Raw genomic sequence first — 19,838 nt, forward strand, 5'->3', positions numbered from 1 at the left:
TTTAGTCGGTACCCTTGAGTTGGCCCGGCAAGTTGGCTAAAGCGCGCCCGCGATGGCTAATGCGGCCTTTTTGCTCGCGGGTGAGTTCGGCGGCGCTGCAGTGGTGTTCTGGTGCGTAGAACACCGGATCGTAGCCAAAGCCACCGTCGCCCTGGGTCTCAAAAAGAATTCGGCCCGGCCAGCAGCCGTGACAAATAATCGGTGTTGGATCATCCGCATGGCGCAGATAAACCAGAACGCAGTGAAACTGAGCGCTGCGCTCCTGTTCGGGTACATCTTTCAGTGCTTCTAACAGCGCTTCAACATTGTCTGCGTCTGTTGCTGACGTGCCAGCATAGCGGGCGGAGTGTACGCCAGGCTGGCCGCCGAGCGCATCGACTGCCAGCCCACTGTCGTCGGCCAGAGCGGGTAGGCCGGTTTCACGGGCAGCGTGGCGGGCTTTCAAAATGGCGTTTTCAACAAAGGTAACGGCCGGCTCTTCGGCTTCGCCAACACCGAGCTCGCCCTGAGCGACGGGGCTGAACCCCAGCGGGCTGAGTAGGTCCGTCAGTTCGGCAATTTTGCCTTTGTTGTTGCTGGCAATAACGAGTTTCTGAGGCATGGTCTAGTCGTTAAACAAGGAGTGGGCGAAGCGCACTTTCAGGCCTTGGGGATAGCCCGTGGGTCGTGCCGTAATGTTGAAGGTCATCAATTCCGCCGGGCGATATTGATATTGGGCGATGAAGTAAACCGCATCGCCCTCCTGAATTCGGCGGAAGGCCAAAAACTTAACCTGTTGGATGTCGTTAGCTACTTGCCCTTCTACCTGCCCACCTAGCGGTTGTGGTTGACCGTGTTCGTTGTCGGTCATGATGGAAATATTCACCACGCCGATGCTTTTACTGCGTTGCAGGTTGTTGGCTTTGGCAACTTCCGGGGTCAGCATGGTGCTGGGGAAAACACTCCAGTGCAGCTGATAATCGCCAAAATCTTTTTCACCGGCCTGACCGTGGCTGGTCAATAGAAGCAGGCCAAAGGTGAGGGCTATAAAGCGGGTGACAGAACGAATGATCATCAGGTGTTCTCCCGTGTGATTCGGTAAATCGCAATCTCGCCCAGCAGGTTTGGCCACGCACGGGCCAGCCAGCTGTTTTGATGTTGGCCGTCGACGACTCGGCGGCTTTTAATTTTTACCCCTTTCTGCCGGCACAAGGCTTCAAAGTCTTTGAAGGTGCACAGGCGGATGTTAGGGGTGTTGTACCATTTATACGGCAAAGCGTCTGATTCCGGCATGCGGCCGCTAAGAGCCAAGCCCCAGCGCAAGCGCCAGTGAGCAAAGTTAGGGAAGGTGACAATGCCTTCGCGGCCAAGCCGCAACATCTCGTCGATCACTTTGTCGGGCCTGCGCACGGCTTGCAGGGCCTGGGTCATCAGCACGATATCGAACATGCCGTCATCGAAGTTGTCCAGGCCTTGAGTGTCCAGGTTCTGCTCGATCACCGACACGCCTTTGCCCATGCACGTGGTGATGTGGTCTGGGTTGATCTCTAGACCGAAGCCGGTGGCATTGCGTTCGTGCTGCAAATATTGGAGCAGAGTGCCGTCGCCGCAACCCAGGTCGAGTACGTGGTGGCCGGGTTCTACCCATTGCTGAATGATTTCTAAGTCGGCTCTCATGCGCCCACCTCCCGTGCTACCCGGTCCATGTACGCTGTGAACGCGTTGGTGTATCGCGGGGTTGGGATCAGGAACGCATCGTGGCCCCAAGGCGCATCGATTTCGGCGTAACTGACTTTCTTGCGAGCGGAAATCATGGCATTCACCATTTCCTCAGAGCGGGCCGGCGAGAAGCGCCAGTCCGTGCTGAACGACAGCACCAGATATTCGCATTTAGCCGGCGCAAGCGCTTTGGACAGATCACCGCCGAATTCGTAAGCGGGGTCAAAATAGTCCAGAGCGCGGGTCATTAGGAGGTAAGTGTTCGCGTCGAAGGTTTCGGAGAAGCGTTCGCCTTGATAGCGCAGGTAACTTTCAACCTGAAATTCGGCGTCGTATCCAAATTTGAACGCCTCTTCACGCAGTTCACGACCGAACTTCTCGCCCATAGCCGCATCCGACAGATAAGTGATGTGCCCGACCATGCGAGCCAGCATCAAACCGCGCCGGGGTAGAGTGCTGGCCTCATCATAACGGCCTTCATGAAAATCGGTGTCAGATGTGATGGCCTGGCGGGCAACTTCGTTAAACGCGATGTTCTGAGCGGTCAGTCGCGGTGTAGAGGCGACGATCACCGAGTGTCGAAGGCGATCAGGATAGTCCAGGCTCCATTGGAGCGCTTGCATGCCCCCAAGCGAGCCGCCAACAACCGCAGCCCACTGTTGAATGCCGAGGCGGTCAGCCAGTCTGGCCTGACTTTTTACCCAATCGGCAACGGTGATGACGGGGAAGTCCGGCCCGTAAAGCTTGCCTGTACCGGGGTTGATTGAGCTGGGGCCGCTGCTTCCGTGACAACCGCCGAGGTTGTTCAGGCAAACCACAAAAAAACGGTTGGTATCGATCGGTTTACCCGGGCCTATACAGCTGTCCCACCACCCGGGCTTTTTATCATCATAGGAGTGATAACCGGCGGCGTGGTGATGACCACTAAGTGCGTGGCAAATGAGAACCGCGTTGCTGGCTTCGGCATTTAGGGTGCCGTAGGTTTCCACGACCAAATCATAGCTTTCCAAAGATTGACCACAGGCCAGTTCGATGGGGGAGTCGAAATGAATGGTTTGCGGGCTAACTAGGCCCACGGAATCCGTAGGCAGGGAGTCGGGCATGAGCGTGTTGATATCCTGATCCAGTCCACATGAGTCAGGCAATAGGCCTGAGGTGGCGCAGAAACTGGCGCCGATAGAGCAGTTTAAAGGCGGGGGGGTGGTTGCTGCAACCGGCGCGTACCGGCTGCAGCAACTTGGGGATCAGGCTGAGCCGTAAATGTTGACGACTTTTTGCTGGATCATGGTCGGTGCAGGCTTGCGAATGTGGCGGACCATGTTGTCGGCCAATTCGAGTTGTTTGCGCAGGTCAGCGATGGCGTGCTGCAAACGCACCCGTTCGGCACGGCTGTCGCGGTCGTTTCGCACAAGATCTCTTAGCCGGCTGATTTGATGCTCTAGCAGCTGCTTTTGCTCCATCGAGTACTGAATAATTGGCAGTAAGGCTTCGTGTGGCCAGCGCGCAACGTCGGATCTGGCTCGGCAGTGCAGTGTGCGGGCTTCGCTAACCATCACATTGAAGAACCGGCGAATGAGCATCGATTGCTCGGACATTAAATTCTTGGGGCTGATGCGGAAGCGACGTGCTTTTTTGCGTAACTCGCGGATGGCGATAACATGGCGCCCGGCCCTTAGTGGGATAGGTTCCAAGTGCCTGGCGCGAGAATCTTCGTTATAGCGTCGGTAAATCGAGCCGACCATTTTCTCGGCCAATTGGCCCTCGGAAAGCAGGTTGCTCAGATCAATTTCCAGCAATTCGAAGAAGTGATCCATCGCGCGAACCATGCCGGCGGTGGACCAGCTTTTCATCATGATCTCACGCACTTTCTCAGCATGGGCTTCGAAGCGCTTTTCGCTGACCAAGTTGTTTAATATCTCGCCTTGGGAATCCATCAAACGACGTGATGAGCGCAAAGTGATCAGTTTTTTATAATAGAAGTCGTAGTCTTTCTGTGCCCGTTCTGCCAGCCGGGCGAGTGCGGGCTTATCCAGTGCAGAGCCGGAGCAGGCCGCGTGTTCTTCTTCCAGCGATTTAAGCCGGTACTGCATCGCAGCCTGGCTGTTTTGCAGCATGCCCAAAAGATCGCTGATAAGGTGCTGAGTAATTAGTTGCTCTTTGTGGGTCAGGATGCGCTGAACAATCAACTTTTCCAGCAACCCGAGATTCGAGCGTTTGAATAGGTCTGAATCGTTTCGTACCCTCGCCAGCAAGCCTTGCTTGGCTGACAGCGGAAGCACATCGTGCTGATTCATGCCGAGGTGCTCGGCGGTGTAAGTGCGCACGCGTTCGATGGAATCGTTGGTGTGGATTTCACCCTGAATATCGTCCCATAACACATCAACTTTATTCAGCACGGCAAAGCGGCCGGCGCGATGGTCAGCATGGTCCGTGTTGATGTGTTCTTTCCAGATGGTCATGTCGCTGGCGGTAACGCCGGTGTCTGCACCCAGAACAAAAATCACAGCATGAGCACGTGGCAGCATGCTCATGGTCAGTTCGGGTTCTGAACCTAAAGCGTTCAATCCCGGCGTGTCGAGGATGCGCAGACCACGTTCGAACAGGGGATGACGAATACTGATTTGGGCGTTTCGCCAGGCCGGTACCAGTACATTGCCCGAAAGCCGCGGGTCTGATTCCAGCATGTCTTCATCAAACCCTAGCTTTCGAGCTTCACCGATAGAGACGCTTTTCACTCGGGCTACTTCGGAGAGTACTTCACGCATCACCGTTGGATTGTCTTCGGCCAATTCGTGTCGAACCCAGTTTTCAGGCCGTTTGCGCTGTTGCTGAAGAGAAAGCTCTCCGGTGCGTGTTTCGATCGGAAGCAGCATGAGATAGCTCTCATTGCTGGTACGGTCGAAGAACAATTCCGTGGGGCACATGGTGGTGCGGCCAGCCTCGGAGGGCAGCATCCGCTGTCCGTAGCTGGCAAAAAACAGTGCGTTAATCAGTTCGGTTTTGCCGCGGGAATACTCACCAACGAAAGCGATGGTCAGCTCATCCTCAATCAGAAGCTCCAACCCGTGACGGATGCGGGTGCTGATGTCTTCTGAAAAAAGATTGTTGTCCTGAAGCCACAACCGGTATCGGCCAATCTGGCGTATCAGATCTTTCTTCCAGTCGTGGTAGGCTTCCACCTGCTGCGACAGTGTTCCCTGCTGGCTCATGAGGTCATCCTTTGGCGCGACGTTTGGGAGGCTGTTCGTCCCAAATTAAATGTCGGCAATAATAGCCCTATTATCCAGCTGTGGTATGGCCGCTTTTAACCGTTGTAACGGGTTGGTGCAAAATAAAAGAAAAAAAGGCCGACTTATCAAAGAGTTGATAGGTCGGCCTTTTGAAGTTTAAAGTCTTGGTATTATGTAACGATATGTATATTTGTGATGCAGGTTACATGCCCGCGCCAAGAAATCCCATGCCAGCAGCAATCTTCATATGGTTTAACACCACATCCAACACATTCAGAATCAGGAACACGATAATCGGCGATAAATCGAGCCCGCCCATGGAAGGCATGATGTTGCGGACAGGGCGCATGACCGGTTCGGTGATCTGTGCAACCAGTTGAATTGCCGGGTGTCCGCTTTGAGGCGCGATCCAGCTAACCACCACGACGGCGATGACCGACCAAAAGTAAATCTTTACGATCAGGCTGAGAACATTCAAGGCGCCCCATACCAGCAAAGTGAGGGGGTTGAAGGCGGGCATCCCCGAGTTGTAAATCAGCAACATGAAAAAGAAGGTGATGGCTTGAATCAAGACGGCCAGCACCAGTGCTGCTCCATCGATGCCACCCCAACCCGGGATGATTTTGCGCAGCGGCCGTAATGGCGGATTGGTGACTTTCACTACGAACTGGGAAATCGGATTGTAGAAATCGGCCCGTGCCAGTTGTAGAAGGAATCGAAGCAGCACCACCGACATGTAAAAGGTGGATGCAATCATCAGGATCGTGATTAGTATGTCTGCCAGCATGTAGCTGTGTCTCCGTAACGGTTACTGTTTGTCTGCCAGCTCTTTTGCCATCTCTTCAGAGCGAGTGAAAGCGGCATCATAAGCTTTTTTCACCAATTTACGCATGCCGCCGTCTTCAAACGTGTTAATCGCCCGCTCGGTGGTGCCCCCCGGGGACATAACATTGCGCTTAAGTTGGGCTGGGTCATGTTCGCTGCGTGCAGCCATTTCAGCCGCGCCCGCCATGGTTTGGATCGCCAGTTTACGAGCGGTGGCGGGTTCCACGCCAGCATCCGTAGCAGCACTTTCCAGTGCTTCCAGTATCAAAAAGAAATAAGCCGGGCCACTGCCGGAAAGGGCGGTTACGCCGTGCAGCAGGTTTTCGTCCTCAACCCAAAGCGCGGTACCGATGCTTTCGAATACGGTTTGTACCATGGTTTTTTGTTCGTCCGACACCTGGTCGTTGGCAAACAAGCCAGCCGCCCCTTTACCGACCAGCGATGGTGTATTCGGCATCACGCGAACCATCGGCAGCCCGCCGCCGAGCCATTGTTCGATAGTGTCTGCGGTCAACCCTGCCGCAATGGAAACAATCAGCGGGCGGGTGTTTTGCACAACCGGTGCAATGTCCCGGCACACGTCGGCCATTACTTGGGGCTTTACCGCAAGAACAACGATGTCGGCCTGTTCCACGCAGTAGCGGTTGTTTGTGCTAACGCTTACGCCAAATTGGTTGCGAACAGCTTGTAGGTGGCTGTCGTCGGGCGCGCTGACCCAAACATTGCTGGCTTCGAAGCGGTTGTCCAGCATGCCTCCAATAATGGCGCTGGCCATATTGCCTGCGCCGATAAACGAGATGACGGGTGATTTGCTCAAGGTTCGCTCCAAGTGCTTGCTCAGTAAATGGTATGTTCCTGATGATAACAGGAACGCATGGATTCGGCTTAGGCACTATTTGGCCGGGCGAGCTCCAAACAGGGCAGAGCCAACTCGAACCCAGGTTGCACCTTCTCCGATAGCCGGTTCCAGGTCGCTCGACATACCCATCGATAGCGTGTCGAGCTGCTGCGCGCCGGGTAGAGTTTGGTGGAGTTGGGTTAGTGCGTTGGCCAGTTTCTGAAAGCTCTGCTTTAAATCGGCTTCGCTCTGGCTCGGATCCGGAATCGCCATTAACCCTCGTAGAGTCAGGTGGGGCAGTTCGCTGATGGTAGCGGCAAGTTCCGGTAGCTCAGTTAACAAACAGCCGGATTTACTTTCTTCAGCGTTGACGTTTACCTGCAAGCAGATGTTCAGCGGGCCGAGGCCATCCGGACGCTGTTCGCTGAGCCGGCGAGCAATTTTCAGGCGATCAACGCTGTGTACCCAAGAGAAGGCTTCGGCGATTTGCCGGGTTTTGTTGGACTGAATCGGGCCGATGAAATGCCATTCAATATCAGCCAGATCCTTAAGCACTTCAATCTTGTCCAACGCTTCCTGCAGATAGTTTTCGCCGAATGCGGTTTGGCCAGCCTGTGCCGCTGCACGAATATCTTCCGGTGGCCGAGTCTTGCTAACTGCCAACAACCGCACACTGTCGGGCTTGCGACCCGCCTGGTGTGTTGCTTTTTGTATGCGTCGGGTTACGCTTCTGATGTTGTCTGCTATGCTGCTCATAGTGTGAGTTTGCCGCGTCTGTATTAAAAGAAAAAGCCTTCCGAGGATCCCTATGGATATTACTGAACTGCTTGCCTTTTCGGCCAAACAAGGTGCGTCGGATTTGCATCTTTCAGCAGGCCTGCCCCCCATGATTCGTGTCGACGGCGATGTACGCCGGATCAACCTGCCTCCGATGGAGCACAAAGAAGTGCACGGGTTGATTTACGACATCATGAACGACAAGCAGCGCAAGGACTACGAAGAATTTCTGGAAACCGACTTCTCGTTCGAAGTTCCAGGGGTCGCTCGTTTCCGGGTCAACGCCTTCAACCAGAACCGTGGTGCTGGTGCCGTGTTCCGGACCATCCCATCGAAAGTACTGACCATGGAAGATTTGGGCATGGGTCAGGTTTTCAAGGATATCGCTTCTGTGCCGCGGGGCCTTGTGTTGGTGACGGGGCCAACCGGTTCGGGTAAATCGACCACGCTGGCGGCGATGATGGACTACATCAACGATACCCGCTACGAGCATGTTCTGACCATTGAAGACCCCATCGAGTTCGTGCACGAATCCAAAAAATGTCTCGTGAATCAGCGGGAAGTCCATCGGGATACCCTTGGGTTTAACGAAGCCCTGCGCTCCGCCTTGCGGGAAGATCCAGACATCATCTTGGTGGGTGAGCTTCGAGATCTCGAAACCATTCGTTTGGCACTGACCGCGGCTGAAACCGGTCACTTGGTGTTTGGCACGTTGCACACCACCTCAGCCGCAAAGACCATCGACCGGGTGGTAGACGTCTTCCCGGCGGAGGAAAAATCAATGGTTCGGTCGATGCTGTCCGAATCGCTGCAAGCGGTTGTTTCTCAGACTCTGATGAAGAAGATGGGCGGTGGCCGAATTGCGGCACACGAAATCATGATTGGTACCCCGGCTATTCGGAACCTTATCCGTGAAGATAAGATCGCGCAGATGTACTCGTCTATCCAGACCGGTGGCTCCCTGGGTATGCAAACACTGGATCAGTGTCTGGAAGGCTTGCTCAGAAAAGGGCTGATTTCCAGAGAAGATGCCCGTATGAAGGCGAAAATTCCGGATAATTTTTGAGTGTTAGCAACGATATCGAAACCAATAGGTATGAAAAATGGAATTTGAAAAGCTGTTGCGGCTAATGGTGGAAAAAGGCGGTTCGGACCTTTTTATCACCGCAGGTGTTCCGCCTAGCATGAAAGTGAATGGCAAGGTGTTGCCCGTCACTAAAAATGCGTTGACGCCGGAACAGACTCGAGAATTCGTCTATGGCGCGATGAATGACAAACAACGCGCTGAGTTCGACGAAAGCCATGAGTGTAACTTTGCCATCAGCGCCCGAGGCATCGGGCGTTTCCGGGTGAGTGCGTTTTTCCAGCGCAACCTATGCGGCATGGTGTTGCGACGCATTGAAGTGAAAATCCCGCAAATTGATGAGCTTTCATTGCCGGAAGTGATTAAAGACCTGGCCATGACCAAGCGTGGGCTGATCATGTTTGTAGGCGCTACCGGTACAGGTAAGTCCACCTCTTTGGCTGCCATGCTAGGGCATCGTAATCGGAATAGTCGCGGGCATATTATTTCCATTGAAGACCCGATTGAATTTATACATCAACACCAAGGCTGTATCGTCACTCAACGTGAAGTGGGCATAGATACTGAAAGTTTTGACGTGGCGCTGAAGAATACCCTGCGGCAGGCTCCGGATGTCATATTAATTGGTGAGGTGCGAACCCGTCAGACGATGGAGTATTCGGTACAGTTCGCTGAAACTGGCCACCTCTGTCTGGCAACTTTGCACGCGAATAATGCTAACCAGGCACTGGACCGGATTATTCAGTTCTTCCCGCCGGAACAGCACAACCAGATTTGGATGGACTTGTCGCTGAATCTGAAAGCCATCGTAGCCCAACAGTTGGTGCCAACACCGGACGGTAAAGGCCGAAAAGCGGTTATTGAGGTGTTGATCAATACGCCTCTGGTGGCCGACATGATTCGCAAAGGCGAAGTACACAAACTTAAAGAGCTGATGTCGAAATCGAACGAAAGTGGCATGCAGACGTTCGATCAGGCGTTGTACAAGCTTTATTCTGAAGGCTCAATCACCTACGAAGACGCCCTGGCCCATGCGGATTCGGCCAACGATTTGCGTTTGATGATCAAGCTTGGCAGCGATGCAAAGGGAGCCGACAGTTTATCGTCGTCGGTTGATAAGCTGACCATTCAAGACGACTGAATCTCTCTGGCAAAAAGCCCCCTACTGGGGGCTTTTTGCGTTTTAAACGTGGCAGAAACGATTAGCTTTGCAAATAAGTAGTTTTGGCATTTGAGGCCATAACCCACTGCTGCGTATACTCCGCGCAAACTAATAAGGAGACACCATGCATAAGAATGCCAACGTACTCGTGAAGGCCATTCGTTTGGCCTCTTTGGCCGCTGTTGCTGCCCCCGCAACCGTTATGGCCGGTGGTTTTTCATTGAACGAACAAAGCGCCAGCCAGATGGGCGTAGCCAACGCCGGCGCCGCTGCCAACCCCGAAAACGCAACAACGGTTTTCTTCAACCCAGCCGGTATGAGTCAGCTGTCTGGCACCAATATTTCTTTCGGTGCGGCGCTTTTGGATATTGATGCTGAGGCGAAAAGTGCCTCTGCTAGAAACTTTTTCGGTGAAGACGTACAAGGCTCCAAGGGTGGGGATATCGCTGATTTGGCGGTGTTGCCAAACTTCTATTTGACTCATGAAGTGAACGATTCCATCGATGTGGGTTTCGGGATTCATGCTCCGTATGGCCTGGCAGCTGATTATGATGACGACTTTGTTGGCCGCTACTTTGCAGATAAAACAGAGCTAACGGCAATATCCTTCTCTCCTTCCATCGCCCTAAACAATGGGAAAGGTCTGTCGATGGGCCTCGGCGTTAATATAATGTATGCCGAAGGGCGCTTAACCAAGTTTCAAGATGTTCGGGGCGGCTTTCTACAGGCAGGTATAGCTCAGGCCATGGCGCAGGCTGGTGTATCAGACCCATCGATGCTCCCTCCAAGCACGCTGGCCGCGATTCAAGCTGGAGCTAGTGCCCAAGCTGATGGATACGAGCAAGCGTACGGCACTCCCTATGCCGATATAGAAGGTGACGATGTAGCAGTAAACTTTCGCGTGGGCTTCTTATATGAGATGAATGAGCGTACTCAGTTTGGCTTGTCTGCCCAAACTGGCACTGAATTCAATCTGGATGGTGACGTTAAAATCACCAAATTCCCGGTTCGCGATGGGCAGGGTGGAGTTTCACCTACGACACTGTCTGAAGACGTAACCGTGCCGTTGGCAATTCCAGAGAGCATCACCGTTGGCGCAAGACACCAATTGACTGACTCTGTGACGGTGCTGGGGGGAGCTACATACGCTCGTTGGGGGCGCTTCGAAGAACTGGATATTAACTCCAGAGAAGGCGCGAATGGTGACGTTTCAAGCGCGACCGGCCGCACAGGCGATACGCCCATCACCCACATCACCGAAAAGTGGAAAAACACTTGGCAGTTCAACGTAGGTGGTATCTGGCAAGCCACTCCAGAATGGGCTTTCAAGGCAGGTTACGCGTTTGATGAGTCGCCTGTGGATCAGTTCGTGACGGCACGTATTCCATCTGAAGACCGTCATTGGCTAACGCTGGGTGCGCAGTGGAATGATGTAGCGAGTGGCTGGACTGTTGATGCAGCAGTTGGAACGCTGATTTTCGCTGACGACGTGAAGGTTAATGAGTTTCAGTACCAGCACGACGCGCCCGCTCAGAAAGACCCGAATGCAGGAGCATCCAACTACACTGGCGAATACGAGCTCAGCGCCTGGAGTGCTGCGATCGAGGTCAGCAAAGCGTTCTAAGAAAGCGTTTAGCTAACCGCAATAGAAAACGCCCGGTAGAGGAAGCTCACCGGGCGTTTTTTGTTAGTGGGCTTGGTCCCAGTTATCACCAACACCCGCCTCCACAAGCAGCGGTACGTCGAGTTTGGCGGCCGCGGACATGCGCTGGACCAAACCGTCCCGAACTTTATCCACTGCTTCTTCGCGAACTTCGATGATCAGTTCGTCGTGTACCTGCATGGTCATCACAGCATCGTCAGCGTGGTTTTCATACAGCCATTGGTCCACATCAATCATCGCGCGCTTGATGATGTCGGCGGCCGTGCCTTGCATGGGGGCGTTGATGGCAGTGCGCTCGGCAGCCTGTTGCAGCTGTTTGTTCCGTGCATTGATCTCCGGCAGGTACAGACGGCGTCCATACAGCGTTTCAACATAGCCGTCTTCGTGGGCCTGTTTGCGGATATTGTCCATGTAGCGCAGCACGCCCGGGTAACGCTCGAAGTAGCGGTCGATGTATTCCTGTGCGACTTTCCGCTCAACCCCCAGCTGTCGGGCTAACCCAAAAGCGGACATGCCGTAGATCAATCCGAAATTAATGGCTTTAGCGCTGCGGCGCTGGTCGGAGGAGACTTCGATCAGGCTTACCCCGAATACTTCTGCGGCTGTCGCCTTATGGATATCTTCGCCGTGCTCGAAGGCTTTCAGTAGGCCTTTGTCTCCAGACAAGTGCGCCATGATGCGCAGTTCAATCTGGGAATAGTCCGCTGCCAGCAGTTTGTAGCCTTCTGGCGCGATGAATGCTTGACGAATCCGGCGGCCTTCCTGGGTTCGAATAGGAATGTTCTGCAAGTTCGGTTCAGACGATGAAAGTCGCCCTGTAGCCGTCACGGCCTGATGGTACGAGGTATGCACTCGGCCAGTGCGGTGATGGATAAGCTCTGGCAAGGTATCGGTATAAGTAGACTTAAGCTTGCTAAGGCTACGATGTTCCACGATCAGCCGGGGTAGTTCGTGGTCGTGAGCGAGCTCTTGTAGCACGGGCTCTGCGGTCGAGGGTGCACCTTTCGGGGTTTTCTTGATCACCCGCAGTCCCAGTTTATCGTACAGAATAGCCTGCAGCTGTTTAGGGGAGCCCAGATTGAACGCCTCACCGGCAACTTCGTGGGCTTCTTTCTCAAGCTCTGCCATGCGTTCGGCCAGCTCTTGGCTATGCTGTCGCAGCGTACTGGCGCTGATCAGCGTGCCTCGTTGTTCCATGCGGGACAGTACCGGCACCAAAGGCAGGTCGATATCCCGATACACGGATGCTAGCTTGCCTGTTTCTTTGAGCTTGGGGCTTAGGGCGTGGTGCAGGCGTAGAGTGATGTCTGCGTCTTCGGCAGCGTAAGGGCCGGCTTTCTCCAAATCGATCTGATTGAAGGTCAGCTGCTTGGCACCTTTGCCCGCGATGGATTCAAAGCTAACTGTATCTTCGTCCAAATAGGCTTTGGCGAGACTGTCCATGTCGTGGCGAGAGGCTACGGAGTTAAGCACGTACGACTCCACCATGGTATCGTCGCTGATACCGTCGAGATGAATGCCGTGGTTAGCCAGTACGTTTTTGTCGTACTTCAGGTTCTGGCCGATCTTCGCTTGCTTTGGGTTCTCCAAAAGCGGTTTAAGCTGGGCCAGTACTTCGTCCCTGTCCAGTTGGTCGGGCGCGCCCATGTAGTCGTGGCCAACGGGCACGTAAGCCGCTTCGCCGGGTTCAATGGCGAACGAGACGCCGACGATTTCGGCATCCATGTAGCGCAAGCTGGTGGTTTCGGTGTCGAAGGCAAACTGATCCGCGGCTTCCAAGCGTTTGAGCCAGGTATCGAATTCGCTTTGCTCGGTGATCACCGAATAAGTCTTTTCAATGGCTTGTTTGGGCTCTTCAGGGGCAGAGCCTGTGTCTGGTTGTTCCGTATCGCGGCTCTCCAGTTGGGTAATCCAACCCCTGAATTCGTATTCCTTGAACAGTTCCAGCAGTGCATCGTGGTTCTGTTCGCGGTCTTTTAAATCTTCCAGACCAAATTCCAGTTCCACGTCCAGTCGGATGGTGGCCAAATCACGGCTCAAGGGCAGGGTGTCGATGGCTTCCCGCAGATATTCGCCGATCTTGCCTTTGATCTCGCTGGCGTGGTCGATCAGGTTTTCCAGATCGTTATAAGACTGCAGCCATTTGACCGCGGTTTTCGGGCCGCATTTGTTAACGCCCGGAATGTTGTCTACTTTATCGCCAACCAGTGCCAGGTAATCGATGATTTGCTCCGGCGTTACGCCAAATTTCTCGATCACGCCGTCGCGGTCCATGGCCGTTTCGGTCATGGTGTTGATCAGGGTAACGTGGTCGCTCACCAGTTGGGCCATGTCTTTATCGCCGGTGGACACCACCACATCAATGCCTTTGTGAGTGGCCTCATGGGCCAATGTGCCGATGACGTCGTCGGCCTCGACACCGGGCACGATCAAAAGTGGAAGCCCCATGGCCTTAACGATTTCGTGAATGGGTTCAATCTGGATGGCCAGGTCTTCGGGCATGGGTGGACGATTGGCTTTGTACTCTTCGTACATCTCGTGACGGAAGGTTTTGCCTTTGGCATCAAACACCACCACAACCTTGGATTCCGGAAAGTCCTGATCCAGTCGGCGTAGCATGCTGACCACGCCTTTGATGGCACCGGTGGGGTGGTTCTTGCTGGTGGTTAGTGGCGGGAGCGCATGGTAGGCACGGAACAAATAGGACGAACCGTCTACCAGAACCACGGGCGGAGTCTTTTTCTCAGTCATGTCGATGCAAATCCGGATTCTGATTGAAGCGTGGGTTGGCTTGTGCAACTCTTAGAGAGAGTGTTGTTCAAAGCCTGAATGATGAGTCAGAGGGTACCATGAAAATGAAGCGAATCGCCTGTTCCGCCCTGTTGTTGGGCTGTTTCTCTGCGCCGTTGATGGCTCAGGATGACGGGGCTTTGGATACTACGCCGGTGGAAACACCAAAAGAGCCGCTGGTGATCACAGACTACCAGCCTCCTGGCGGCGGCACCGAGATTGTGATTCGTCCGGGTGATGGCGAAGTATTCTATGAATACCGGGTAAATGGGCAGCTTATGGAGATCAAAGTGGTGCCCGAGGTCGGGCCAGAGTATTACTTGGTGCCTGCCGATGGTGGTGGCTGGGTGCAGGACACGGATTCGGACCTCCTTGTCCCCAGCTGGGTGCTGTTCCGCTGGTAGCGATTCGTTTCCTTTTCGCGTCGCTTAAATCAGGTTAATTTCCACCGACTCTGAGCGGCGGCTTTCCAAACCCTCAGCGTCTACTGTGGTTATGGCGAACTCGTAAGCGCCGGGGGGAAGCCCTTTGAGTGGGTATCTGGTGTTGCTGGTGTCGGTAATCGGGATCACGTTGAATCGGTCTTTGTACTTCAAACGATAGTAGATTTTGTATTCTGCAATTTGCCCCAGAGCCAGCGAGGATCCGTCTTCGCGGGTCAGTGGCGCACTCCAGACCAGCGTTTTAGGCTGCATTGTGTTTTCTGTGCCTTGATTCTCGAATGGCTGCTTTACCCCAGAATCTGTGGCCTGGTATGCGGTTTCGGTCGTTGGATCGGAATTTCCGCCGCCGTCCTGGCAGCCCGTTAGAATCGAAGCACCTAGCATCAATGTCAGTGCGGAGGTGGCACGCAAAGGCGCATGCACCGGGGTTGGCAATAACTTCATGATTCACTCGCATACGGGGCCTGTTAGAGATGCCCCTTTGATACAGTTTGTATGGAGCCTGAATACGACAGGGAGACGGGCCGGAAAAAACTGTGGGCAATTATGCCTGCGGTGAAAAAGTGATCAAGTGACAATTTGGTAAAGACGGGGTAATCATTTTTAGTATGAACATTCTAATTTTTATCCGTAACTTGTGAGGTGAAATCTACTAAAGGCCACCGGGGTTTCCGGTTCCAGGCCGAAAGAGACCAACTCAAGGAGAGTTATTATGGGTAAACTTAAATCTTATCAAGAGCAGCTCCAGGACATCGTTGAAAAGGGCATCAGTACTGCAGAAGAGCAGCAGAAGAAGCTGGCAGCCAAGCCTTTCGATTATGCTGAGAAGCTGGAAGCTGAAGTTCGTGAATACACCGTTCAGACTCTGCGCGAGCGCTATAACGGTTACTCCGACACTTTGTTCAATCAGCTGCGCAGCCTGAACACCCGTTTTGGCGATTTCGCTGCCGAGCTGGTTGCCAAGCTTGAGAAAGAAGCCGCTGAAGGCGCTGACGCTGTAGCAGAAGCTGCGGAAGACGTTGCTGAAACTGCTGAAGATGCTAAGAAGTCTGTAGCCAGCAAGAAGCCGGCGAAGAAGACTGCCGCTAAGAAGAAAACCGCTGCTTCTGCCTAATCATTTAGGTTATTGCAGTAGTGAAAAAGGCGCTCCACGTGAGCGCCTTTTTTGTGCTTTCTGACCTGCCGGAATGCAAGCGAGTATTACTCGGAGCCGGCGGCTTCTGCTTCTGCATCGTTCAGTGGCAAGGTGCGCTCTGAGCCGGTGATTGCTTCAAGTCGTTCGATATCGGATAGAAAGCGTTTGGCAACCGCATCAATTTCCAGCCGCTGAGCCGCAATTTCTCGCTCGATATCGCGAACCTGGCCTTCCAGCCGGTAGATTTTTTTCAGTGTCGCGTCAGGCACGTTTCTTCCGGCCCTTTCCATCTCGGCGGCTCGCCGTTGTTCGTTGTCGAGCTGGCTGGTCAGCACCGAAATGTTGCCCCGCTTCAAGGAAATGAGGCCTTCCAGCTCCTGTACTTTCCGATGCATGGCCCGTACAGCCTGATCCGGATGACTAAAGCGTTTAAGAAGCAGGCGGTCTTGTTCTAGCTGGGCTTCTTGCTGCTGTTTGCGCTCTTTTTCAGCCTCTCGGGCGGCGAGTTCTTCGGCGGTGGGGGCGGGAGCTATGGTTTCAATGACCCGCCCGCGGTCACTGATGATCTCGTAGCCGCGTTTGGTGGCTTCCTGCGGGATGGTGTTGCTGATCACCAGTTGGCCGTTGTTGTCGGTATAGCGATACATGCCCGCCTGCAGGGAAGCAGAGGTTAGCAGTCCCAAGGTGATGAGACCGGCAAGAACCGGGGCTTTGGTGAAGCGGTGTTGCATGTATCAGACTCCGTAACGGTCCCGATAGATGGCTACATTTTCGGCGTGGCCGGAAAAATCGGGGTTAGACTTAATGTAGTCTAGTACTTGTTCCAGTCGAATGATGCTTACTACAGGGATGCCGAACTCTTGCTCAACTTCCTGAATGGCGGATAGCTCGCCGTTGCCCCTTTCCTGACGGTCCAGAGCAATTAATACACCGGCAGGTTCCGCCCCGGCAGCACGAATTATGTCGATGGATTCCCGAATGGCGGTGCCTGCGGTGATCACGTCATCAACAATCAATACTTTACCTTGTAGGGGGGCGCCTACAATGTTGCCACCTTCGCCGTGATCTTTCTTTTCTTTACGATTAAAGGCAAAAGGTTTGCTGTTACCTTCTGTCGCAAGGGCCATGGCAGTTACCGTTGCCAACGGAATGCCCTTATAGGCGGGTCCGAAAATGATGTCATAATCCAAACCACTTCGCTCGATAGCAGCGGCGTAAGCCTTGCTCAATTGCAGCAGATCGTCTCCGGTGTTGAACAGTCCGGCATTAAAAAAGTAAGGACTGGTGCGCCCGGATTTGAGGGTGAATTCTCCAAAACGAAGAACATTTCGTTGAATGGCAAACTCGATAAAATTTTTCTGATAGTCGTGCATGACAAGGCTTCTGGCGGAGTTTGACTTTAAATAAGGTGTAAAACCGGTATCATACACAGAAACCGAATCAGGGAACACGTATGCGCGTAGTATCCATTAGCGTCAATGGTCTGGAGCAGGCTGTTGAGAAGGGCTTTTTTGACTGGCTGGCAGAGCAGGACGCCGATGTGGTGTGTGTTCAAGACCACCGCATGCGTGCCTATGAAGTCGAAGACAAAAATCTGATTCCAGAAGGTTATGAGGCTTATTTCATTGATGGTGAGCTGAATGAGCATGGTGGGGTCGGCATTTATACCCGCCACTTCCCCAAGGCGATCATGTACGGGTTTGCTAGTGAGCAGGCCGATCGTGAAGGTCGGTTTATTCAGGCCGATTTCGATAAGGTCTCTGTGGCTTGTGTGCTGGCGCCATGTGCGTTAGGGCGCGAGGAAGAACTGACCGGCGATGACGATCTGACGGTTCTGGACCACAAAGACGAATTCCTCGATGCGTTTGGTCTGCATATGCAGAAGACTTTGCGTAAGCGTCGTCAGTTTATTTTCTGTGCCAATCTGCAGTCTGCCCATCATGTAACAGACGCCAGTCCGCTTTATCATAAGACCGATTTTTCCGGCTTTTTACCGCATGAGCGTGCTTGGTTAGATCGTTTGTTTGATGAAATGGGCTGTATTGATGCGTTCCGTGAGATCAATAAGCAGAGTAATCAGTTTACTTGGTGGCCAGAGCAAACCGAAGGTTCTCGCAAAAAGGCGGGGATTCGGGTGGATTATCAGTTGCTGACACCGGGGATTCGCAAGACCATCAGCGATGGTTGGATTGATGGCAGTAGCCGTTTCTCTGATCACGCTCCGGTGGTGATGGATTACGATATTGAGATTGGTTTCTGAGCCGATAGATTTTGCTTCGGGAGAGGGCACCGTTTCGGTAAGCCTTCCCCAGAACCGCTACTAGCACATCCATGTGCGCTTTTCTTCGGCCATCCATGGCCTACGAAATTCTGGGGAAGGCTTACCGAAACGCTGCCCCAGAATTTTTGCTTAGCCTTCTAAAGCTTCTTTCTGGATTTCAAACAACTGGTTGATAGCCGTGCGTGCCAAGCCAAGCATGCTGTCCAGTTCTGTCTGTTCGAAAGGTGCGCCTTCCGCAGTGCCCTGAATCTCGATGAAGCCGCCTTTGTCGGTCATGATGACGTTCATGTCGGTTTCGGCTTCTGAATCTTCCGGGTAGTCCAGGTCCGCAACCGGTGTGCCTTTGTAAATGCCCACAGAGATTGCAGCAATCATCTGCTTCAACGGGGATTTTTTCAGGCGTTTGGTTTCTACCAGGTGGTTCAGGGCGTCTACCATTGCTACGCAACCGCCAGTGATAGCTGCGGTGCGGGTGCCGCCGTCAGCTTGGATGACGTCGCAGTCGATGGTGATGGTGTGCTCACCCAGAGCTTGCATGTCGACTGCGGCGCGCAGGCTGCGGCCGATCAGGCGCTGTATTTCTACGGTTCGGCCACCTTGTTTTCCTCGGGCAGCTTCACGGCCCATGCGGCTGCCGGTGGAGCGGGGCAGCATGCCGTATTCGGCGGTAATCCAGCCTTTGCCTTCGCCGCGCAGGAAGGGCGGCACTTTGTTTTCCACCGAGGCGGTGCAGATCACTTTTGTGTCTCCGAACTCCACCAGCACAGAGCCTTCGGCGTGGCGGGTGTAGTTGCGGGTGATCCGGACGTCTCTGGGTTGCTCGGGCGTTCTGCCACTTGGTCGCATAGTGTGTCCTGTTTTCTGAAGATGAATGTCCGGCGAGCGGACGGTCGGTGTTTTGAAAGGGCGGCGAGTATAGCACGGAGGGGCGTGGGATCGGGTGAGTGGTGTCCGCTATTGGTATGGGTCGCCGCTTGCGGCAGTTGCCTGTTAAACTCGAGTGATCATCGATTGGTATTGGAGTCTTTATGATTCGCAGCATGACTGCTTTTGCCCGTAAGGATGCCCGCGGTGACTGGGGCGCCCTCACTTGTGAGATTCGCACAGTGAATCATCGCTATCTGGAGCCTTCCTTCCGTTTGCCGGAAGCGTTTCGTGAGATGGAGAATCGGTTTCGGGAGGAATTGCGCAAGGGGTTAAAGCGGGGGAAAGTCGATGTCTCCATGCGCCTGCAATCGGCCGAGAATGAGGTTCAGAGTTTTGAGATTAACGATGAAATCGCCAATGCAGTGAATGAGGCAGCGAATCATATTAATCGGATGTTGGACAACCCCGCACACATCAGCGCGCTGGATATTCTTCGGTGGCCCGGAGTGATGTCGTTGCCGGAACACGATTACAGTGCCGCTCAAACTGCGGCGGCCGGGTTGTTTGCGGAGACGGTGGCTGAATTGGTAAGTGTTCGCGAACGAGAAGGTGAGCGATTGCGGCCGTTGTTTGAGGATCGTTTGGCCACCATTAGCAGTCTGGTGGCTGATGTGCGTAAGCGTATGCCGGAATTGCTGGCAACTCAGGAGCAAACGCTGCGGGATCGCTTTGAGAAGGCGAAGGTTGAGCTGGAGCCGGAGCGGGTTGCTCAGGAGATGGTGATGCTGGCGCAGAAGAGCGATGTGGCTGAAGAACTGGATCGGCTGGATGCCCACGTCGGTGAGGTTCAGGAGACCTTGCAGGGCGATCAAGCGATCGGTCGTCGTTTGGATTTCTTGATGCAAGAGTTAAACCGTGAGGCCAATACGCTCAGCAGTAAGAGTATTGATGCTGCGATAACCCGGGCCGCTGTTGACTTGAAGGTGCTGATCGAGCAGATGCGAGAGCAGGTTCAGAACCTGGAGTAAGTTTGATGCCGGGGCAG

At 53.8% G+C, this 19,838-nt stretch carries 20 protein-coding genes; 7 read left to right on the forward strand and 13 right to left on the reverse strand.

The genetic code is table 11. The features are described from left to right. Position 1 precedes the first annotated feature (1 nt). The 8 genes from rdgB to K5L82_RS16230 all read right to left on the reverse strand — a co-directional run bounded on the left by rdgB (position 2) and on the right by K5L82_RS16230 (position 7,347). On the reverse strand, positions 2-601 hold the full coding sequence (gene rdgB / locus K5L82_RS16195) for an RdgB/HAM1 family non-canonical purine NTP pyrophosphatase (protein WP_223134862.1): 600 nt from the start codon (positions 599-601) through the stop codon (positions 2-4). Positions 602-604: 3 nt separating this feature from the next. Beyond that, positions 605-1,054, reverse strand: coding sequence for a DUF4426 domain-containing protein (locus K5L82_RS16200; protein ID WP_223134863.1), 450 nt, complete (start codon positions 1,052-1,054; stop codon positions 605-607). Beyond that, positions 1,054-1,656, reverse strand: coding sequence for a methionine biosynthesis protein MetW (metW, locus tag K5L82_RS16205; RefSeq protein WP_133006621.1), 603 nt, complete (start codon positions 1,654-1,656; stop codon positions 1,054-1,056). The genes K5L82_RS16200 and metW overlap by 1 nt, the downstream gene beginning before the upstream one ends. Then, positions 1,653-2,801: a homoserine O-succinyltransferase MetX gene (locus K5L82_RS16210; RefSeq protein ID WP_133006620.1), complete on the reverse strand. Its 1,149-nt coding sequence runs from the start codon at positions 2,799-2,801 to the stop codon at positions 1,653-1,655. The genes metW and K5L82_RS16210 overlap by 4 nt, the downstream gene beginning before the upstream one ends. Before the next feature lie 141 nt (positions 2,802-2,942). After that, positions 2,943-4,907, reverse strand: coding sequence for a dynamin family protein (locus K5L82_RS16215; RefSeq protein WP_223134864.1), 1,965 nt, complete (start codon positions 4,905-4,907; stop codon positions 2,943-2,945). A gap of 223 nt (positions 4,908-5,130) precedes the next feature. Beyond that, entirely contained in the window at positions 5,131-5,715 is a 585-nt protein-coding gene (locus tag K5L82_RS16220; protein WP_133006618.1) for a YggT family protein, read from the reverse strand. Positions 5,716-5,736: 21 nt separating this feature from the next. Next, a complete protein-coding gene (proC, locus tag K5L82_RS16225; RefSeq protein ID WP_223134865.1) occupies positions 5,737-6,570 on the reverse strand; it encodes a pyrroline-5-carboxylate reductase in 834 nt (277 codons plus the stop codon). Between the two features lie 75 nt (positions 6,571-6,645). Beyond that, positions 6,646-7,347, reverse strand: coding sequence for a YggS family pyridoxal phosphate-dependent enzyme (locus K5L82_RS16230; protein WP_223134866.1), 702 nt, complete (start codon positions 7,345-7,347; stop codon positions 6,646-6,648). A gap of 52 nt (positions 7,348-7,399) precedes the next feature. On the opposite strand from K5L82_RS16230, the gene K5L82_RS16235 reads away from it, so the two are divergent. From K5L82_RS16235 to K5L82_RS16245, 3 genes are all read left to right on the forward strand, one after another. Beyond that, positions 7,400-8,434 carry a type IV pilus twitching motility protein PilT gene (locus tag K5L82_RS16235; protein WP_114334808.1) on the forward strand — a complete coding sequence of 345 codons (1,035 nt, stop codon included), beginning with the start codon at positions 7,400-7,402 and terminating at the stop codon, positions 8,432-8,434. A 37-nt stretch (positions 8,435-8,471) separates the two neighbouring features. Continuing rightward, complete coding sequence (locus K5L82_RS16240; protein ID WP_133006615.1) at positions 8,472-9,593, forward strand: PilT/PilU family type 4a pilus ATPase; 1,122 nt, start codon at positions 8,472-8,474, stop codon at positions 9,591-9,593. Positions 9,594-9,738: 145 nt separating this feature from the next. Continuing rightward, positions 9,739-11,238, forward strand: coding sequence for an OmpP1/FadL family transporter (locus tag K5L82_RS16245; protein ID WP_223134867.1), 1,500 nt, complete (start codon positions 9,739-9,741; stop codon positions 11,236-11,238). Between the two features lie 63 nt (positions 11,239-11,301). Here K5L82_RS16245 and polA read toward each other — a convergent pair whose 3' ends face one another. Continuing rightward, positions 11,302-14,028 carry a DNA polymerase I gene (gene polA, locus K5L82_RS16250; RefSeq protein WP_223134868.1) on the reverse strand — a complete coding sequence of 909 codons (2,727 nt, stop codon included), beginning with the start codon at positions 14,026-14,028 and terminating at the stop codon, positions 11,302-11,304. A 104-nt stretch (positions 14,029-14,132) separates the two neighbouring features. Between polA and K5L82_RS16255 the strand changes: the two genes are divergently transcribed. Beyond that, complete coding sequence (locus K5L82_RS16255; RefSeq protein WP_133007624.1) at positions 14,133-14,471, forward strand: DUF2782 domain-containing protein; 339 nt, start codon at positions 14,133-14,135, stop codon at positions 14,469-14,471. A 24-nt stretch (positions 14,472-14,495) separates the two neighbouring features. On the opposite strand, the gene K5L82_RS16260 is transcribed toward K5L82_RS16255, so the two are convergent. Continuing rightward, positions 14,496-14,954 carry a fibronectin type III domain-containing protein gene (locus K5L82_RS16260; protein ID WP_223134869.1) on the reverse strand — a complete coding sequence of 153 codons (459 nt, stop codon included), beginning with the start codon at positions 14,952-14,954 and terminating at the stop codon, positions 14,496-14,498. 268 nt (positions 14,955-15,222) lie between these two features. Here K5L82_RS16260 and K5L82_RS16265 point away from each other — a divergent pair, with 268 nt between their 5' ends. Beyond that, a complete protein-coding gene (locus K5L82_RS16265) occupies positions 15,223-15,624 on the forward strand; it encodes a hypothetical protein (protein WP_133006611.1) in 402 nt (133 codons plus the stop codon). Positions 15,625-15,710: 86 nt separating this feature from the next. Here K5L82_RS16265 and K5L82_RS16270 read toward each other — a convergent pair whose 3' ends face one another. Further along, positions 15,711-16,376, reverse strand: a complete 666-nt coding sequence (locus K5L82_RS16270) for a DUF4124 domain-containing protein (RefSeq protein ID WP_223134870.1) — start codon at positions 16,374-16,376, stop codon at positions 15,711-15,713. Positions 16,377-16,379: 3 nt separating this feature from the next. Further along, entirely contained in the window at positions 16,380-17,018 is a 639-nt protein-coding gene (gene pyrE / locus K5L82_RS16275; RefSeq protein WP_223134871.1) for an orotate phosphoribosyltransferase, read from the reverse strand. Positions 17,019-17,098: 80 nt separating this feature from the next. Here pyrE and K5L82_RS16280 point away from each other — a divergent pair, with 80 nt between their 5' ends. Beyond that, the gene (locus K5L82_RS16280; RefSeq protein WP_223134872.1) at positions 17,099-17,905 is read left to right on the forward strand and encodes an exodeoxyribonuclease III; all 807 of its coding nucleotides are present in this window, start codon (positions 17,099-17,101) and stop codon (positions 17,903-17,905) included. Positions 17,906-18,055: 150 nt separating this feature from the next. On the opposite strand, the gene rph is transcribed toward K5L82_RS16280, so the two are convergent. After that, positions 18,056-18,772, reverse strand: coding sequence for a ribonuclease PH (gene rph / locus K5L82_RS16285; RefSeq protein ID WP_223134873.1), 717 nt, complete (start codon positions 18,770-18,772; stop codon positions 18,056-18,058). Positions 18,773-18,954: 182 nt separating this feature from the next. On the opposite strand from rph, the gene K5L82_RS16290 reads away from it, so the two are divergent. Next, positions 18,955-19,821 (forward strand): YicC/YloC family endoribonuclease, encoded by an 867-nt coding sequence (locus K5L82_RS16290; protein ID WP_223134874.1) that lies wholly within the window; start codon positions 18,955-18,957, stop codon positions 19,819-19,821. Positions 19,822-19,838: the final 17 nt, after the last annotated feature.

This window comes from Marinobacter sp. AL4B, from assembly GCF_019916045.1.
Lineage (GTDB): Bacteria > Pseudomonadota > Gammaproteobacteria > Pseudomonadales > Oleiphilaceae > Marinobacter.